This is a genomic window from Arthrobacter sp. P4_F11 (assembly GCF_056401395.1).
Genome location: NZ_JBFUJK010000031.1, coordinates 1 through 14847, shown reverse-complemented (window position 1 = coordinate 14847; position 14847 = coordinate 1). Strand labels below are relative to the sequence as shown.

Here is a 14847-nt window from a genome sequence, read left to right as displayed (position 1 = left end):
GCCCTGGATGACGTCGACGACGAATTGCTCGCTGAGTTTGCCGTTCATGACCTCGGTGCAGGCTTCCCCGATGGCGGCGGCACGCCCGGCGTCGAGCAGTCCGAGCTCGTGGTTGGTGCGGGCGGCGGCGAGCTTCACGGCGGCCAGCCCGCGGACCAGGTGCATGTTGGAGGACAGCGGCTGGCCGGTGATGGGGAAGTTCTCCACGGCCCGGAGGGTGTGGACGCCCCAGTAGGCGCCGGCGGGAACGTCCCGGTCACCCAGGAGATCGTGTTCGGAGCGGGTGTCCGGGGCGGTATGTGCGGTGGTCATGGGGTCCTCACAGGGCTTCGTTGACGGGTTTGGACGGTAAAAATCTGGGGTCGGGGCAGGACTGAGTGACGCCGCAGCCGGCACGGTGGGCATGGTTGTTCCAGGGCAAAGACGCCGCGCGGGGCTTGCGGCGATTGCAGCAGGGGAGGGTGGGTGAAATCCGGGGTTTAGGATTTAGCGCGTATGGCCGGCCCTGGAGTTTCCACTTCCGGGGACTATGGTGCCCAGGGCGCATTCGACCCCGTGCAAATGCAGCCTCATGGCCTGGGATGCTTCCTCGGCTGATCCATTCTCGATGGCAGCGAAAATGCGGGCGTGTTCCTGACCCGATTCCTTGCGCCGGTCAGCCACGAGGTTAAGGGTGTTTGATTGGTTGGCCATGGCGTCGCAGATGTCTGACAGGAATGATTCGAACACGCCATTGCCGCTGCACCGGGCGATGGTCACGTGGAACTCGGTGTTCAAAAGCACCCACTGCTGGAGATCATCTTCCTCGGACATTTCCCGGAGGATTTCCCGAAGGGCCTCCAGGTCTTCGCTGCTGCGGCGTTGGGCGGCGAGGCCCGCGGCCGGCACTTCCACGTGGGGGCGGGCTTCCACGAGGGCGCTGGCCGAATATTTGCCGAGTTTGAGGTCCTGGGCCACCTTGTCAGCGATGACGAAGGTGCCCTTACCCGTGTGGGTGGCCGTGAGTCCCAATGCGGTGCAGGAACGCAGCGCCTCCCTGACCATCGTGCGGCTCACGCCGTACTGTTTGGCCAGCGATGCCTCCGAGTCCAGGCGGGTGCCGACAGGAATCTTGCCGCCTTCGATTGCGTTGCGGAGGGATGCGAAGACCGCTTCGGCCGCGCCGACGCGCACCACTCGATCTTGTGCAGCTGTCCAGCTGTCCAACAGGTCCATATGAAGACTATGGCACCTGTCACACAGACCGTCAAGGAAGGTCCGAATATGTCGTGAGGGGAAGGGCCTCAGGTGCTCTCGCCAAGGGTTGCGGATGCCGCCCCTGATGCTAGCCCGCGAGAATCGTGCTCGAAGTCGAGTTCGGAGTGGAATTCCAACGCCACGACGACGGATCCAAACCGAGAATGCCCGACCTTCTATCTCGGGACGTGAACCACGTGGCGGAAGTGATCACGACCACTCAGTGTGCCTGTGCCGTAATTTTGGTCGTGCAGAATGGGACCGCCACAGCCAAAAGACCGTGGCCATAGCCCCGTTCAGCCCAGCGATAAACACATCGCCGGTGGCTGCCTGCCGATGGCCAGGTCAACGCCGACCAGCACCAGTGAACCCGCGGCGACCGCGGAAGAGATCAGGGCCAGCACCAGCAGAACCATCCAAGGGAGGACCGCGGCTCGGGCCTGTGCCCGGGCGCTGGCAGGAGCCGGCTCCGCGTTACCCATATCCTCAACCGAGTCATCAGGAACGTGATCTGGGAATATCCGTCAGGTAGCTTGCAGGCGCCGGGACCGCCTGGGCTGGGCCGTGGTGTCCGACGCCGTGGGTGTGTCCCACGGCCTCGAGCACCACGGCGGCCAGGCTCTGTGTACTCATCATGATCTCGCGCTGCCGGCGTGCACCTGTGCCGGCGCTCAGGATCCGGGCCGCTTCCGCGGTTACTTGCTCCTCGTCCCCGCTGTCGGCCAGGGCTGGCCGGATATGGGAGAGGAGGACCTGGACCGCTTCTCCAGCCGGGCATGGAATGTTCAGCAGGGGGTGCAGGAGGGTGTCGTCGACGCCTGATTGACTTGCCTTCCACGCCGCCAGGCGCAGTTGCCCGGCGGACAGCCTGGGCTCAGAAATCCCGGAGCGCCATTCCTGGGCGGCCCGTTCAACGAGTCCCCGCACCAGCGCGGCAATCGCGGCCGCGTGTGAGGCCTCCATGCAGACGTCGGCAATGCGTACCTCCACAGTCGGGTGATTCCGGGAAAGGCGCGCGTCGAAGTACACCATGCCTTCATCGAGGAGTACGCCCGTAGTCAGCAGGGATTGCACGTACCGGTGGTATTCCCGTTCTGATCCGAACCTTTCGCAGGGCCCGGCGGTCGGCCAGCGGCTCCAAGCCTGGTAACGGAAGCTTGCGTATCCGGTGTCGGCACCCTGCCAGAAAGGGGAGTTCGCGCTCAGCGCCAGCAGCACGGGCAACCAACGCCGGATCCGGTCCAGGACTGCCACCCCTTCCTCACCGTCGTTGACACCGACATGAACATGGAAGCCGCAGGTGAGTTGCTCCCGGAGCGTCACCCCGAACCGCGTTGCCATGTTCAGGAAACGGGGCTGCGCTACGAGGGTAGGAGTGGCCGGCATGGGACTGGTAGCCACGGCGACAGCTCGTGCGCCCACCGAACGGGCCGCCTCGTCGGCAAGCCGCCGGCCCTCGCGGATGCCCGCAATTACTTCCTGCAGCGTGGAACAGACCGGGCCAACGGCCTCGAGCTGCTCTTGCTGGACCTCCAAAGCCAAGGATGGGCCGCCACTGGTTTCAGGGCGCTGCGGGGCCTTGGCCAAGCACGCCTCCGCGGCGGGTACGGGCTGCCCCGTCGTGGCATCGATGAGCAGGAATTCCTCCTCGACGCCGAACGTCCTTGGAACCTCGCCGCCAGAACGGTTGGGTGGTCTCGTCATTGAAGAATTCAAGGCAGCTCCTAACAGGAAGGCCTCCAGCCCTGCCACTGCAAGGCGGCTGCCAATGAAGCTATACAGCCCTCCTCCGCAAGCCATGATCACCGGCCCGCTCGCGCTGCTGATCCCCAGAATATCCCCAACAACAACATGCCGGAAGGAAAAGCCCCTAAGACGGTCATCCAGACGCACGTGGCACCATCGCCCATACCTTCCGGGGAACGGGACGCGTAACGACGGCCGGGATCTGCTGCTGCCCAACGTCGGTACGAGATCCCGCGGTCGGCGCCCGGTTGGTGGCGGGGCGCCGAGGGATTCCGGGTGCTAGCAGTACGTATCACCTTCCCCGGATGAGGCCCACGCCCGTGTTTCGGGCAGACAATGGTCGGACTTACGTGCGGCAGGGTTCCCTGCCGCATTCCATTTCGGAAAGGGGCCTCCAGTGTCCAGACCACACCCGATCCTTGCCGGATCGATCGCAGCCGGGGCAGCCATCGCACTGCTCACGGGCTGCGGCACGTCCAGCCCCGGCACCAGTGTCAGCAGCGCCAGAGCGGAGAAGAACGTTTCGCAGGCATGCGCTGCTGCCAGTGCCTTCGCCGGATCCCTGACAAATTTCAAACAGACACTCAAACCCGGTGCCACGATAGAACAGATCAAATCGGCACGGGAACAGGTCGCGAAGACCTACGACGACCTGGTCAAGGCCAGCCAGGACGTAGCCAAGGACGAAATGGACGCAGTTAAGACGGCCGAAAACAAGTTCGACGCAGCCGTCAGAGCCGTCCCGGATGATGCCACCCTTACTCAGGCGGCCGCCTCCCTGCGGGACGACGCCGCCAACGTCCAGGCCGCGGTCAGTGACCTCCAGACGGCGACTAAATGCTGACCTCAAGGCCCCTCCGGGCAGGTCTGCAGCTAGCCTCAGTCCTGCCCGGCTGCATTCCCGCCCCACACCGCTCCTACAGAAAGCAGGGAAGTTGACATGAGTTTCTGGGAAAACTTTTGGGATATTTTCTGGTGGTTCTTCCTCGTATACGCGTTCATCGCCTTCCTCTGGGCGTTGTTCGCCGTCATCGGCGACTTGTTCCGCGACGACACGCTGAGCGGCTGGTGGAAAGCCGTGTGGATCCTCTTCCTGGTCTTCGTGCCCTTGTTGGGTGTGCTGGTCTACGTGATTGCCCGCGGTAAGGGCATGACGGAGCGGTCCATGGCACGGGCCCAGGAGAACCGGGAGGCCTCGGATGCTTACATCCGCAGCGTCGCTGCACCGAGTCCGAGCGACGAGATCTCCAAAGCCACGGCTCTTCGGGACTCCGGAACAATCAGCGCTGATGAATTCGAAAGAATCAAGACCAAGGCTCTGGTCTGAGAGCGCCATCGACCCAGCACCGCTTGGCAGCAGATGCAATGACCATGGACGAGGTGGTGTCTTAGTTCGACCAGGGTGCGGTGTCCTTCCGCGCAACCGCCAGACTGTCGCTCCATGCCATTGGGCGGCACGGTGGCCGGTTGCCAGCCGTCGGGGGCGTTCCCGCAGGCGGTTCGGACCGGCCGAGGCTGCGAGGCATAACCCGATCAGTGGACTCTCTGGCTGCCCACAGGAAGCCGGGCTACTATCCGGCTGTCACTCCGTTTAGAAAAGGAGAACCCCTTGTCTGAAGAATCAGTAGGGAGCGTCGTGCTGGTGATGCACGATCTGCCGGCCGCGGAGGGCTGCGGTGTCATGGCCGTCCAGAACGCGGCGCTGTCCGTTGCCGGCGCTATCGGCCATGGAGCCTGCCGATGGCTGGCTGGTCGCGTCGTCGGTCCGGTCCTGCGGCCAATGCCTTGGGTTACGGGCTGATGTCTACAGACCAGGTGCCCACAACCCGGCGCCCGCTCGGCCAGGGTCACGGTATGGCCAGGCACTCGGTCGGGGCCGAGACGCTGATCAAAGCCCGAAGCTCCACCGTCTGGGACGTCATCACCGATGCACGGAACTTCACCGTCTGGGAATCCGGCATCACGCACATCAGGGGAGAGCTGCGCAACGGTGGCACCATCAGAATCCGAACCCACACCGGAGGGGAGCGCACCTTCCGGCTGCGCGTGCAGCAGATGCCCGGCGAGATGATGACCTGGACCCAGGGCTTGCCTCTGGGCCTGCTCACCGGGGTGCGCACCTTCACGCTTGAACCGGTGGGCGGCATGACGCACCTGCTCGTAAGAGAAGAGTTCACTGGCCCGCTTTGCGGGCTGCTGCTCCGGGAGTTTGTGTCCGACACGCAGCAGGCTTTCACCGATTACGTTAGCGCGGTCAGGAAACGCGCCGAAATCCTCGGCCGACACGTTCGAACCACGGGATGATGAGCGCCATCGGAGAAGCGCGCAGTGTCCAAGAGCGCCCGACGCTGCCCGAGCGTGCTCTGGGCCATACTCCCCGACGGACCTCTAGTGGCGGTCTGAGGTTACGACACCGGTTGTCTGCAGAACACCTTCAGAAAAGCCACGGATCCACCCCCGCGGGCCCTTGTTGGGTCGGCACTATCGGTTTACTGTGGGGCCTGTCGGGCAGTGTGCGCATGGATGCACGCTGGATGGGGACCGGACGGGATCATCCAGCACGCCTTCGGTGCCCTAAAAGCGAAGGAACGTAATGGCGATGATGGCTGAACCGGAAATCCACCCGCCGCCCCCTTTGGCCGGCCGGGGCGTCTATCTGCTGGACGACCACGAGGTCGTGAGACGGGGCCTGCGCCATCTCCTGGAGTCCGATGGTCTCAGCATCGCCGGAGAATCAGGATCCGCGCGCCGGGCGTTCCGGCGAATCCCTGCCCTCCGCCCGGAGCTGGTCATCCTTGACGATGATCTCCCCGACGGTTCAGGTGCCGACGTGTGCCGGGCCATCGCTGCGGCGGACCCGACCATCCGGTGCCTCCTGATGACCGGAGATGCCAACGAAGCCGTGCTGATCGACTCGATTCTGGCCGGCGCATGGGGGTGCCTGTCCAAACAGGACGGCAGCTGCGAACAGCTCAGGCTCATCCGCCGTGCCCTGGCCGGGCACACCGCGTACAGCGGCCGGTTCCGGACCGCGCTCGTTACCCCGCTCGTCGGGCCCGCAACCCAGTCCCTGGATAGGAGACTCCTGACCCTTACGAGACAGGAAATGAATACCGCCATCCGACTGGGGAGAGGGCTGACCAACCGCCAGATCAGCCAGGAAATGTCGCTGGCGGAAAAGACCGTGAAGAATCTGACCTCAACCATTCTGAGGAAACTCGGCATGGCGAGCAGGACGCAGGCCGCCGTGTTCATCACCAGGGCGCTGAATTCTTCTGACGACCCTGCCGACGGCGGATACCGGTTTAGCCCATCCCCGGCTCTGATCGCGGAGGTCACGGCAGCGCTGCTGACCTGCACCAGCGAGTCCTGCACCGTGCCGCCCACAGACGAAGTGCGGGCAAGGGACGTCCGGCGGCTTACCGACGCACTCATGGCGACCCGGGCCGATCGGATGGGACCCCACCTGCTGCCCGGCCGGACTTAAGAATCCGGAATGCCGCGAACCGCGCGTCCGGTGAGGGAGTCAGGCTGCGCATTCAGTACAGTAGCGGTGGCCGTTCTTCTGCCGATCCACGACCCCAGGCAATTGGTGGACACCGGGCGTTAGTGCGAGCACTTGATTGTGTCAGCGAGACAGCAGTACGCCGACCTGGGTCCGGATGTCCTGAATAATCTCGTCGATGCTCAATGCGGCGTTCACGGTCGCTGCCATGCTGAGGAACATGATGGCGCTGACGATGCGGGCCGTCGTAGCGGCATCCTGCGCACGAGGCAGCTCCTGCCTGCCCAGGACGGCAGCGATGGCCTCCTCGGTCTGCGCGACGATGGAGAGGGCCTCAGCGTGACGGGGCTCCGCGGGATCACCGAAGACCATTTCCCGCAGGTACGTGCGTCCGTTGTCGACCTGGACGCGGTTGCATTCCACGATCGGCCGTACGATTGCCAGCACCGCATCGAGGATATCCGGGGTGGTTTCGGCATCAGCCCGACCTTGCTGAAGCGCTTCGGCGTAGTGTGCGTTCTGCACGAGGAGGAGGAGTTCGCCTTTGGTCTTCGCGTAAAGGAACAGGGTCCCGGTGCCGATGTCCGCCTTGTCGGCGATCTGCTGGGTCGTGACATCCTCCATGCCGTGCTCGGCCAGCAGTTCGCTTGCCGCGGCCGTGATGCGGTCCAGCTTCTGCTGCTTGTTCCGCTCGCGCCGTCCGACCGGCTGGGAGGCGAGAGACATGGTGATGGATCCTCCGGAATAGATTCTGACTGCACTCAGTTATGAGTGTAGTCACTACTGTGTTGGTTCGAATGTTCCTTCGTTCATTCTCCCACGCAAGGGCCGAACCCCGGTGTTCCGTCCCGGCGGAGTGGTGGCGCTATTACCCCGCGACGAAAAGGACCGCACACATGACTTCCTCCCTCTGGCAACCCTTCACCCTCGGCAATGTGGAGCTGCCGCACCGGCTCGCGCTGGCCCCGCTGACCCGGAGCCGCGCAAACCCTGACGGCACCCCCGGGGAACTGGCCGCGGAGTACTACGGCCAACGCGCCTCGCTCGGGCTGATCATCACCGAGGGCACACAGCCGTCCGAGGACGGCCAGGGCTACCTGAACACCCCCGGCATCTACACTCCCGAACACATCGAGGGATGGCGAAAGATCGCCGACACGGTCCATGCCGGCGGCGGAGCCCTGTTCATCCAACTGATGCACGTCGGCCGGATGTCGCACCCGGATAACACCCCGCACCACCGTCAGCCCGTTGGCCCATCGGCGATCTCGGCCGAGCAGGACATGTTCACTCCAACGGGCCCGCAGAAGACGCCGGTGCCGCGTGAGCTGACTGCCGAAGACATCCAGGCCACCATCGCCGGGTTCCGCCACGCCGCAGCCTCCGCTATCGCAGCGGGAGCGGACGGCGTGGAGATCCACAGCGCAAACGGGTACCTGCTCCACCAGTTCCTCTCGCCCAACTCGAACCACCGCACGGACGAATACGGCGGATCCGTGGAGAACCGGTCCCGGTTCGTCGTCGCGGTCGCCCGCGCGGTGGCCGAGGAGATCGGGGCAGACCGGACCGGCATCCGCATCTCACCGGCGTTCCCGCTGGGCGGAATCAACGAAGGGGATCCGGCCGACGTCCGGACACAGTACCGCCACCTGGTCGGCGAACTCGCCACACTGGACCTTGCGTACCTGCACGTACACCACCTCGGTGACGACGAACTGCTGCGGTCCTTCCGCGACGCGTGGCCTGCAGCCATCCTCGTCGTCCGCTATGGGCGCGACCGTGAGCAGATTGCCGACGACATCGACGCCGGGCTCGCGGACATCGCGCCGCTGGGCCGCTTCGCCCTGGCGAACCCCGACATTGTTGAGCGACTGCGCACTGGTGCGCCACTGAATGAGGTGGACCCGACAACCTTGTATGGCGGCGGCGCGGCCGGGTACACCGACTATCCGGCCCTGGCGCACGCCTAATCGTCTGCCGCGGGCCGTCCGCCGCCGACCTTACATACCCCGTACCGATCAGAAAGAAGAAACAGCCATGCCCTCACTTAACGGAGCAGTCGTCCTCATCACCGGAGCCAACGGCGGAATCGGCACGCAGTTCGTGCACGAAGCCCTCGCCCGGGGGGCTGCAAAAGTCTATGCGTCCGCCCGCACCCCCCGCACTTGGAACGACGAGCGCATCGTTCCGCTCGCCCTGGACATCACCGACCCGGCCTCCATCCAGGCAGCGGTCGAGGCTGCACCGGATGTGACCGTGCTGATCAACAACGCCGGCGCGTCGGTCTCCAGTGCCGGGATCCTCACCCACACGGACAAGGAGATCCGCAGGAACGTCGAGACGAACTTCCTCGGGCCGCTCTTCGTCGCCCGCGCGTTCGCTCCGGTCCTGTCGGCGAAGGACGGAGCGATGATCATCGACATGCACTCTGCCCTGAGCTGGTACGCCGTCGCCGGCATTTACAGCGCTACTAAAGCCGCCCTCTGGTCCGCGACCAACTCCCTCCGCCTCGAACTCGCTCCCGCCGGCGTGCACGTCGTCGGCGTCCACGTCGCCTACGTCGACACCGCGATGGCCGCGCACGCCACCGGCCCGAAGCTCGACCCGGCCGTGCTGGTGCGCACCGTGTTCGACGCCGCCGAGGCAGGGGAGTACGAGGTCCTCGCCGACGACACGTCTGTCCAGCTCAAGGCCGGACTCAGCGCACCCCTCGAAGCGGTCTACCCGCAGTTGGTGGACACGAACGCATAAGGGAACAACCCGTGCCACCGCGTTCACCAAATGTGAGCGCGGTGGCACCGATCCTCTCACCCGAATCGATCGCGTGGTGCCTTGGCCTTAACGTCACATGCCGGGATAGTCCCGCCAACGGCTGTGCCCGCCCGTATTCACGGGCGGGCACAGCCAAAGCGGCTCTCTGCTCTGTTGGCGGGATCTTGTCAGGTACGTGCTGGTCAGTGGGCGAGGAATTCTACGGCGACGGGGGAGAACCTGTCGTGGAACTGGAAGATTCCGCCGTGGCCCGAGTCGGGGTAGATGATCAGCTCGGATCCCTTGATGCGCCGGTGCAGGTCCCCGGACAGGACCGACGGCACCATGCGGTCGTTGTCGCCGTTGGCGATGAGGGTGGGGTGGGTGAGCCTTGACAGGTCCGACGGCGCGGAGCGGCCGAACTTCCGGATTGCCTTCAGTTGAGTCTGGAAGGCTTTGGTGCTGATCGGCTTGTCGCGGTCGACAGTGCGCTCCTGCAAGCGCGCGATGAACGCCTTCGCGGCCGGCTTGCCGGTCGCGTTGCGGTTAAAGAACAGGAACTCCTTCGGGTCCGAGCGCGTCAGGGTCGCACGGAGGACGTCCCAGTAGGTGGTGCCGACGACCTTGTCGATGTCCTTGCCGCCCCGCGGCCCGGTACCGGCCAGCACGAGCTTGCGGACGAGGTCGGGATGCTTGAGGACCAGGTCCTGGGCGATCATGCCGCCCAGTGAGAAGGAGAAGACGTCGATCGTGTCGAACCCGAGGGCCTTGATGAAGGTGTAGGCGTCGTCGGCCATCGCCTCGATGGTGTCGGGAACCTGCCCGGTGGAGGCTCCGACACCGCGCTGGTCGAAGGTGATGACGTGGCGGTTCTGCGCGATGGGCTCGATGATGCGCGGGTCCCAGTTGTCCAGGGTCGCGGCAAGGTGCACGAAGAGCACGACGGGGATGCCGGTCTTGGGCCCCAGCTCGCGGTAGGCGTAGGTGACGCCACCTGAAGTGATGGAGCGTGTGGCGGCCTTCGCGTACGAGGTGGCGACGGAGCCGTTCGAGGTGTCAAAGCTGCTCATGCTGGTAGTCCTCTGAGTGGTCTGTGAGGTGAATGGCTGCCGGCGGCTCAGGAGGGAAGGGTGACGACGGCTTTGCCGCGGAGGCCGCCCTTGGCCAGCGACTCGAGCGCCTGTGGGGTCTGGGCGAAGTCGAAGACCTGCCCTACGACCGGGCGCAGCACGCCGTCGTCAACCAGGGCGGTGATCTGGCGCAACTGGTCGCCGCTGGCACGCATGAAGAGGAACTCGTAGCTGACGCCGAGCTTCTTCGCCTGCCGCCGGATCCTGCTGCTGAGCCCCGCGATGGCAAGGCGCAGCACAGGGTTGAGACCGGCTTTGCGCGCGAACGTCGGGTCCGGCGGACCGGCGATTCCGATCGCCTTCCCGCCGGGCTTGAGGATGCGCAGTGACTTCACGAGGTTCTCCCCGCCGAGGCTGTCGAGCACCAGATCGTACCCGGCGAGGAGCTGTTCGAAGTCCTGCGTACGGTAGTCGATCACAGTGTCCGCGCCGAGGTCGCGCACAAAGTCGGCGTTGGCGGCGCTGGCGGTGGTCGCGACGGCCGCCCCGAGGTGCTTGGCGAGTTGGATCGCGATCGACCCGACCCCGCCGGCCCCGGCGTGAATGAGGACTTTCTGCCCCGGCCGTACGTTGCCTTGCTCAACGAGGGCCTGCCACGCCGTAAGTGCAACCAGCGGTAGTGAGCCGGCCTCCTCCATGCTGATCGATGCGGGTTTCAGTGCCAGGTCGGTCTCGGTGATGGCGATGCGCTCGGCGAACGTGCCGATGCGGTCTTTGTCGGGTCGGGCGTAGACCTCGTCACCGGGCTTGAAGCCGCGCACCTTCGCCCCGACACGGATGACTGTGCCGGCGACATCGTTGCCAAGGATCAGCTGGAGCTTGTACGGGAGGATCTGCTTGAACTCACCCAGGCGGATCTTTTCGTCCAATTGGTTGAGGCCAGCTGCCTGGACCTGGACCAGCACATCGCGCTCGCCGACGGTCGGCTCAGGGACGTCTGCTGCGCGCAGCGGCTCCTTGTACTTGGTGACGACGAATGCCCTCATGGCGTGCTGCTCCTCTATGACGTAGGGCTTGGTGAAAAATGAGTCTACTCAAGTTTGAGTTGCCTCAGAAATATTGTCAAATGAACCGTTGGGTGCGCGCGTTCATTTGAATATTCGGGCCACATTCCGGACATTGTCCGTGCCCGTATACACCTGATGCCGTTGCTGGTGGCCGGGCCCCTACCTGCCTATTTCAGCTAACACGAGTTCATGCAGCCCACGAGTCCTATGTGACATGACTTTCAATGGCAGTCACGCGCCGGTGCCCTTCTCGATCCCGCCGGTCTGGGAGGGTGCGCCGACCAGGATCTGTTGGATCGCCGGAGCCACGGTCGCCACCAGTTTCTCCGTGTCCGCGTCGACCAGCACAGGCACACCGATGATCCGCCTGCTGGTGACGATACCGACCAGCATCGATGAGGCGAGTCCAGCCCGGAGAGCGGCATCGCCACCGCTGCGGCCGATGGTGCCGTGCAGCAGCCGGGATTGGATGAACTCACGCAGTTGTGCGCATGCCTGGTCATTGACGATCGCACCACGGAGCATCGCCATCAGTGGTTCGGAATCGGTGGCGGTGCCCTCCCAAGCGTCGAGGTAGGCGCGGACGACGCGTTCCCCAAGATGCTCGTCCGGCCCCTCGAAAGCCGTGTTGAACCTTTCAAGGGCCGAGGCTGGGACGGACATCACGGCCGCGAACAGCTCGTCTTTGGAGCGGAAGAACTGCATCACCTGGGACACGTCCACGCCGGCATCGGCGGCGACACGCCGGATCGTCGTCGCGCCGAAACCGTCAGTGGCGAACCGGGCCCTGGCAGCGTCGAGCACCGTCTGTCTGGTGCTCCCGGTCCCGGGCCTGCGGCCGCGCCGCGCTTTCGGCAGGGATTCCTTCTGCTGGGTCATAAGCCAAACCTAGCAACCGATACTGCTTTTCTCAACAGGTGTTGAGTTTCTGAACTGGGGGACGTAGGCTCGCTTGGACGCAAGCCCCGGAGGGCTGACCTGAACGAAGGAGCTCGCCATGAGCGATGACCAGAAAATGTTCGTACCATCCCATCCGCTGCCGGCCTCAAGAGCGGGCGTGCTGACCGCGTTCGAACCCGGGACCCGGACCCTGGAGGCAGGGTTCCGGATTGCGCCTCAGTTCCGGGCCCTGCCGGTGGATGTGGTGTTCGAGAAGGACGTCGCGGTGCAGTTGCGCGACGGAGTCACGATTCACGTCGACATCTTCCGCCCCGCGGGTTCTGAGCAGGTGCCGGTGATCGTGGCGTGGAGTCCCTACGGCAAGGGTCAAGGCACATCCCTTAGTGTCATGGGCGTGTTCGGGCTGGTTGGCCTGGACAACGGCATCGTGTCCGGTCTGGAGAAGTTCGAGGCACCGGATCCCGCATACTGGTGCGCCCGGGGCTACGCGATCTGCAACCCGGACATCCGGGGCGTGGTGGACTCCGACGGGGACAGCGTGCTGTGGGACCGGCAGGAAGGCCGGGACTGCTACGACCTGATTGAATGGCTCGCCGGGCAGCAGTGGTGCTCCGGCAAGGTGGGCATGAGCGGGACCTCCTACCTCGCGGTATCCCAGTGGTTCACCGCCGCAGAACAGCCCCCGCACCTGGCGGCGATCAACCCGTGGGAAGGCGTCAGCGACGTCTACCGCGACCTGGTGATGCGGGGCGGAATGCCAGACATCGGCTTCGCCCAGCAACTCCAGGAAGGCAGCTTCTTCGGCAAAAACCGGAAGGAAGACATCCTCTCCGAAGTCGAGCACTACCCGCTGATGACCGACCTCTGGGAACACAAAATCCCCGACTTCGGCAAGATCACCGTCCCGGCGTACATCGTGGCCAGCTACTCGAACACCCTCCACACCGCCGGGACATTCCGCGCCTGGCGGCGCATCGCTTCGGAAGAGAAATGGCTGAGGATCCACAACAGCCAGGAATGGCCGGACTACTACGACGAAGCGAACGCGGAAGACCTGCGCCGCTTCTTCGACCACTACCTCAAGGATCAGGGCAACGGGTGGGAGCGAACGCCCCGCGTCCGTTACTCCGTTCTCGACCTCGAGGGCGGCGACCAAGTCGGCGTCGCCGCCGACATGTTCCCGCCCGCGGACATCGCATCGACGAAGTACTACCTGGACGGCCGCTCCCGGACCCTGACGACGACCGCCCCGGCCGCCGCGGCGGAAGCGGCGTACGACGTCGACTCGAACCCGAACGCGGTGTCCTTCCTTACCCGCTTCGAGCAGGAGACCGTCATGGTCGGCTACCCGAAGGCGCACCTCTGGGTCGAGGCGCGAGGCGCTGACGACATGGACCTGTTCGTCCTCGTGCAGAAGCTCGACGCGTACGGAACGCCGCTACAGGCATTCACCGTCCCCAACCAGAGCGCCATGGCACATGACCTCACCGATCATGGGGCGACGATCCTGCGCTACAAGGGCTCCGACGGACGGCTTCGTGTCTCCGCCCGCCACCTCGACGAGGCACTCTCGACCGACGACGTGCCCGCCCACAGCTTCGACCGGGTCCAGAAGCTGTCGGCCGGGGAAATCGTGGCCATCGACATCGACCTGTTCCCGATCGGCCTCTCCTTCCATCCTGGAGAACAACTCCGCTTCATCATCAGCTCCCGGAACCTGCTCGGCACGCTGATGCCGGGCATAAACGAATACGTAGGCGCCAACAGCGGAACGCACGTTATCCACACCGGCGGAGAGCACGCCTCCTACCTGCAGCTGCCCGTCCAAACGCCCACCAAGTAACGAATGACCATGACCAGGGATGTCCGCATGACCTCAACCCCTGCTCCCGAACACTGGGTGCGCCTGGCTGGCGAGGACCGCGACGGAAGCATCGAAGCCTTCGAACTGGTTTCCGCGCGGCGGGCACTGAACCTGCTGAAGGGCAACCTCGGCCGCGCGCGGATATGGGCGGGTCACTGGGGGCGAAGGCGGGAATCGCCAGTCTCCCATTCATCTCGGGTGATCGCGTACTCGACGTCGCCGTGCTCCTCGCCCGGAACGGATACCGGCCAGTCGGCGACGAAGGCCCGCACGAGGCGCATCCCGGATTTCTCCATCACCCTTCGGGAGGCCGTGTTGACTGCCATGGTCGAGGCTACAACCCGTTGCACCCCGAACTCGGTGAACCCCTTGGCGATCAGCGCCCGCGATCCCTCCGTCGCATGCCCCTTTCCCCAGGCCGCGTGGCGCAACCGGTAGCCCAGTTCCGGCTGATCTTGTGGATCGTCGGGGCCTGGCCGGAAGTGGAACCAGCCGAGGAATTCCCCGGTCGTCTTCTCGATCGCGGCCCAGAACCCGTAGCCGGGAAAGCGCTGGTAGTAGTCGAGGAATGCCGGTAGGAAGTCGCCTTCTATCTCGCCCCGGGGGGTGGGGATACCGCCGGTGATGTACCGCATCACCCGCGGATCGCTGTCCAGTTCCACGAGTAGCTCCGCATCGTCGGGGGTGAACTGCCGGAGCAGAAGTCGT

General features: G+C 64.8%; 17 protein-coding genes. 8 read left to right on the top strand and 9 right to left on the bottom strand.

What is annotated here, in order from left to right; genetic code table 11:
• From AC1DRO_RS20905 to AC1DRO_RS20890, 4 genes are all read right to left on the bottom strand, one after another.
• A partial coding sequence (locus AC1DRO_RS20905) for a lyase family protein (RefSeq protein WP_476952300.1) occupies nucleotides 1-312 on the bottom strand: 312 nt, incomplete at its 3' end.
• 174 nt (nucleotides 313-486) lie between these two features.
• Nucleotides 487-1215 (bottom strand): FadR/GntR family transcriptional regulator, encoded by a 729-nt coding sequence (locus tag AC1DRO_RS20900; protein ID WP_476952299.1) that lies wholly within the window; start codon nucleotides 1213-1215, stop codon nucleotides 487-489.
• 317 nt (nucleotides 1216-1532) lie between these two features.
• The gene (locus AC1DRO_RS20895; RefSeq protein WP_028276899.1) at nucleotides 1533-1718 is read right to left on the bottom strand and encodes a hypothetical protein; all 186 of its coding nucleotides are present in this window, start codon (nucleotides 1716-1718) and stop codon (nucleotides 1533-1535) included.
• A gap of 16 nt (nucleotides 1719-1734) precedes the next feature.
• Nucleotides 1735-2940 carry a glutamate--cysteine ligase gene (locus AC1DRO_RS20890; RefSeq protein ID WP_476952298.1) on the bottom strand — a complete coding sequence of 402 codons (1206 nt, stop codon included), beginning with the start codon at nucleotides 2938-2940 and terminating at the stop codon, nucleotides 1735-1737.
• Between the two features lie 439 nt (nucleotides 2941-3379).
• Between AC1DRO_RS20890 and AC1DRO_RS20885 the strand changes: the two genes are divergently transcribed.
• The 5 genes from AC1DRO_RS20885 to AC1DRO_RS20865 all read left to right on the top strand — a co-directional run bounded on the left by AC1DRO_RS20885 (nucleotide 3380) and on the right by AC1DRO_RS20865 (nucleotide 6469).
• Complete coding sequence (locus AC1DRO_RS20885) at nucleotides 3380-3826, top strand: hypothetical protein (RefSeq protein WP_028276898.1); 447 nt, start codon at nucleotides 3380-3382, stop codon at nucleotides 3824-3826.
• Nucleotides 3827-3922: 96 nt separating this feature from the next.
• Entirely contained in the window at nucleotides 3923-4309 is a 387-nt protein-coding gene (locus AC1DRO_RS20880) for an SHOCT domain-containing protein (RefSeq protein ID WP_028276897.1), read from the top strand.
• 282 nt (nucleotides 4310-4591) lie between these two features.
• Nucleotides 4592-4783 (top strand): hypothetical protein, encoded by a 192-nt coding sequence (locus AC1DRO_RS20875; RefSeq protein ID WP_476952297.1) that lies wholly within the window; start codon nucleotides 4592-4594, stop codon nucleotides 4781-4783.
• 53 nt (nucleotides 4784-4836) lie between these two features.
• On the top strand, nucleotides 4837-5286 hold the full coding sequence (locus AC1DRO_RS20870; RefSeq protein ID WP_476952296.1) for an SRPBCC family protein: 450 nt from the start codon (nucleotides 4837-4839) through the stop codon (nucleotides 5284-5286).
• Between the two features lie 289 nt (nucleotides 5287-5575).
• Complete coding sequence (locus AC1DRO_RS20865) at nucleotides 5576-6469, top strand: response regulator (protein WP_459384581.1); 894 nt, start codon at nucleotides 5576-5578, stop codon at nucleotides 6467-6469.
• Between the two features lie 141 nt (nucleotides 6470-6610).
• On the opposite strand, the gene AC1DRO_RS20860 is transcribed toward AC1DRO_RS20865, so the two are convergent.
• Complete coding sequence (locus AC1DRO_RS20860) at nucleotides 6611-7213, bottom strand: TetR/AcrR family transcriptional regulator (RefSeq protein ID WP_476952295.1); 603 nt, start codon at nucleotides 7211-7213, stop codon at nucleotides 6611-6613.
• Between the two features lie 170 nt (nucleotides 7214-7383).
• On the opposite strand from AC1DRO_RS20860, the gene AC1DRO_RS20855 reads away from it, so the two are divergent.
• On the top strand, nucleotides 7384-8457 hold the full coding sequence (locus AC1DRO_RS20855; RefSeq protein WP_476952294.1) for an alkene reductase: 1074 nt from the start codon (nucleotides 7384-7386) through the stop codon (nucleotides 8455-8457).
• A 67-nt stretch (nucleotides 8458-8524) separates the two neighbouring features.
• Nucleotides 8525-9238: an SDR family oxidoreductase gene (locus AC1DRO_RS20850; protein ID WP_476952293.1), complete on the top strand. Its 714-nt coding sequence runs from the start codon at nucleotides 8525-8527 to the stop codon at nucleotides 9236-9238.
• Nucleotides 9239-9441: 203 nt separating this feature from the next.
• Here AC1DRO_RS20850 and AC1DRO_RS20845 read toward each other — a convergent pair whose 3' ends face one another.
• The 3 genes from AC1DRO_RS20845 to AC1DRO_RS20835 all read right to left on the bottom strand — a co-directional run bounded on the left by AC1DRO_RS20845 (nucleotide 9442) and on the right by AC1DRO_RS20835 (nucleotide 12254).
• A complete protein-coding gene (locus AC1DRO_RS20845) occupies nucleotides 9442-10308 on the bottom strand; it encodes an alpha/beta fold hydrolase (protein WP_476952292.1) in 867 nt (288 codons plus the stop codon).
• 47 nt (nucleotides 10309-10355) lie between these two features.
• Nucleotides 10356-11354 carry an NADP-dependent oxidoreductase gene (locus tag AC1DRO_RS20840; protein ID WP_476952291.1) on the bottom strand — a complete coding sequence of 333 codons (999 nt, stop codon included), beginning with the start codon at nucleotides 11352-11354 and terminating at the stop codon, nucleotides 10356-10358.
• A gap of 252 nt (nucleotides 11355-11606) precedes the next feature.
• Nucleotides 11607-12254 carry a TetR/AcrR family transcriptional regulator gene (locus AC1DRO_RS20835; protein WP_476952290.1) on the bottom strand — a complete coding sequence of 216 codons (648 nt, stop codon included), beginning with the start codon at nucleotides 12252-12254 and terminating at the stop codon, nucleotides 11607-11609.
• A gap of 118 nt (nucleotides 12255-12372) precedes the next feature.
• On the opposite strand from AC1DRO_RS20835, the gene AC1DRO_RS20830 reads away from it, so the two are divergent.
• A complete protein-coding gene (locus tag AC1DRO_RS20830; protein WP_476952289.1) occupies nucleotides 12373-14118 on the top strand; it encodes a CocE/NonD family hydrolase in 1746 nt (581 codons plus the stop codon).
• A 173-nt stretch (nucleotides 14119-14291) separates the two neighbouring features.
• Here the strand turns inward: AC1DRO_RS20830 and AC1DRO_RS20825 are convergent.
• A partial coding sequence (locus tag AC1DRO_RS20825; RefSeq protein WP_476952288.1) for a GNAT family N-acetyltransferase occupies nucleotides 14292-14847 on the bottom strand: 556 nt, incomplete at its 5' end.

What these genes read in the sequence shown, in the direction of transcription:
- AC1DRO_RS20900 (WP_476952299.1), bottom strand. Translation starts at nt 1,215, where the DNA reads ATGGACCTGTTGGACAGCTGGACAGCTGCACAAGATCGAGTGGTGCGC.
- AC1DRO_RS20895 (WP_028276899.1), bottom strand. Translation starts at nt 1,718, where the DNA reads ATGGGTAACGCGGAGCCGGCTCCTGCCAGCGCCCGGGCACAGGCCCGA.
- AC1DRO_RS20890 (WP_476952298.1), bottom strand. Translation starts at nt 2,940, where the DNA reads ATGACGAGACCACCCAACCGTTCTGGCGGCGAGGTTCCAAGGACGTTC.
- AC1DRO_RS20880 (WP_028276897.1), top strand. Translation starts at nt 3,923, where the DNA reads ATGAGTTTCTGGGAAAACTTTTGGGATATTTTCTGGTGGTTCTTCCTC.
- AC1DRO_RS20870 (WP_476952296.1), top strand. Translation starts at nt 4,837, where the DNA reads ATGGCCAGGCACTCGGTCGGGGCCGAGACGCTGATCAAAGCCCGAAGC.
- AC1DRO_RS20865 (WP_459384581.1), top strand. Translation starts at nt 5,576, where the DNA reads ATGGCGATGATGGCTGAACCGGAAATCCACCCGCCGCCCCCTTTGGCC.
- AC1DRO_RS20860 (WP_476952295.1), bottom strand. Translation starts at nt 7,213, where the DNA reads ATGTCTCTCGCCTCCCAGCCGGTCGGACGGCGCGAGCGGAACAAGCAG.
- AC1DRO_RS20855 (WP_476952294.1), top strand. Translation starts at nt 7,384, where the DNA reads ATGACTTCCTCCCTCTGGCAACCCTTCACCCTCGGCAATGTGGAGCTG.
- AC1DRO_RS20850 (WP_476952293.1), top strand. Translation starts at nt 8,525, where the DNA reads ATGCCCTCACTTAACGGAGCAGTCGTCCTCATCACCGGAGCCAACGGC.
- AC1DRO_RS20845 (WP_476952292.1), bottom strand. Translation starts at nt 10,308, where the DNA reads ATGAGCAGCTTTGACACCTCGAACGGCTCCGTCGCCACCTCGTACGCG.
- AC1DRO_RS20840 (WP_476952291.1), bottom strand. Translation starts at nt 11,354, where the DNA reads ATGAGGGCATTCGTCGTCACCAAGTACAAGGAGCCGCTGCGCGCAGCA.
- AC1DRO_RS20835 (WP_476952290.1), bottom strand. Translation starts at nt 12,254, where the DNA reads ATGACCCAGCAGAAGGAATCCCTGCCGAAAGCGCGGCGCGGCCGCAGG.
- AC1DRO_RS20830 (WP_476952289.1), top strand. Translation starts at nt 12,373, where the DNA reads ATGAGCGATGACCAGAAAATGTTCGTACCATCCCATCCGCTGCCGGCC.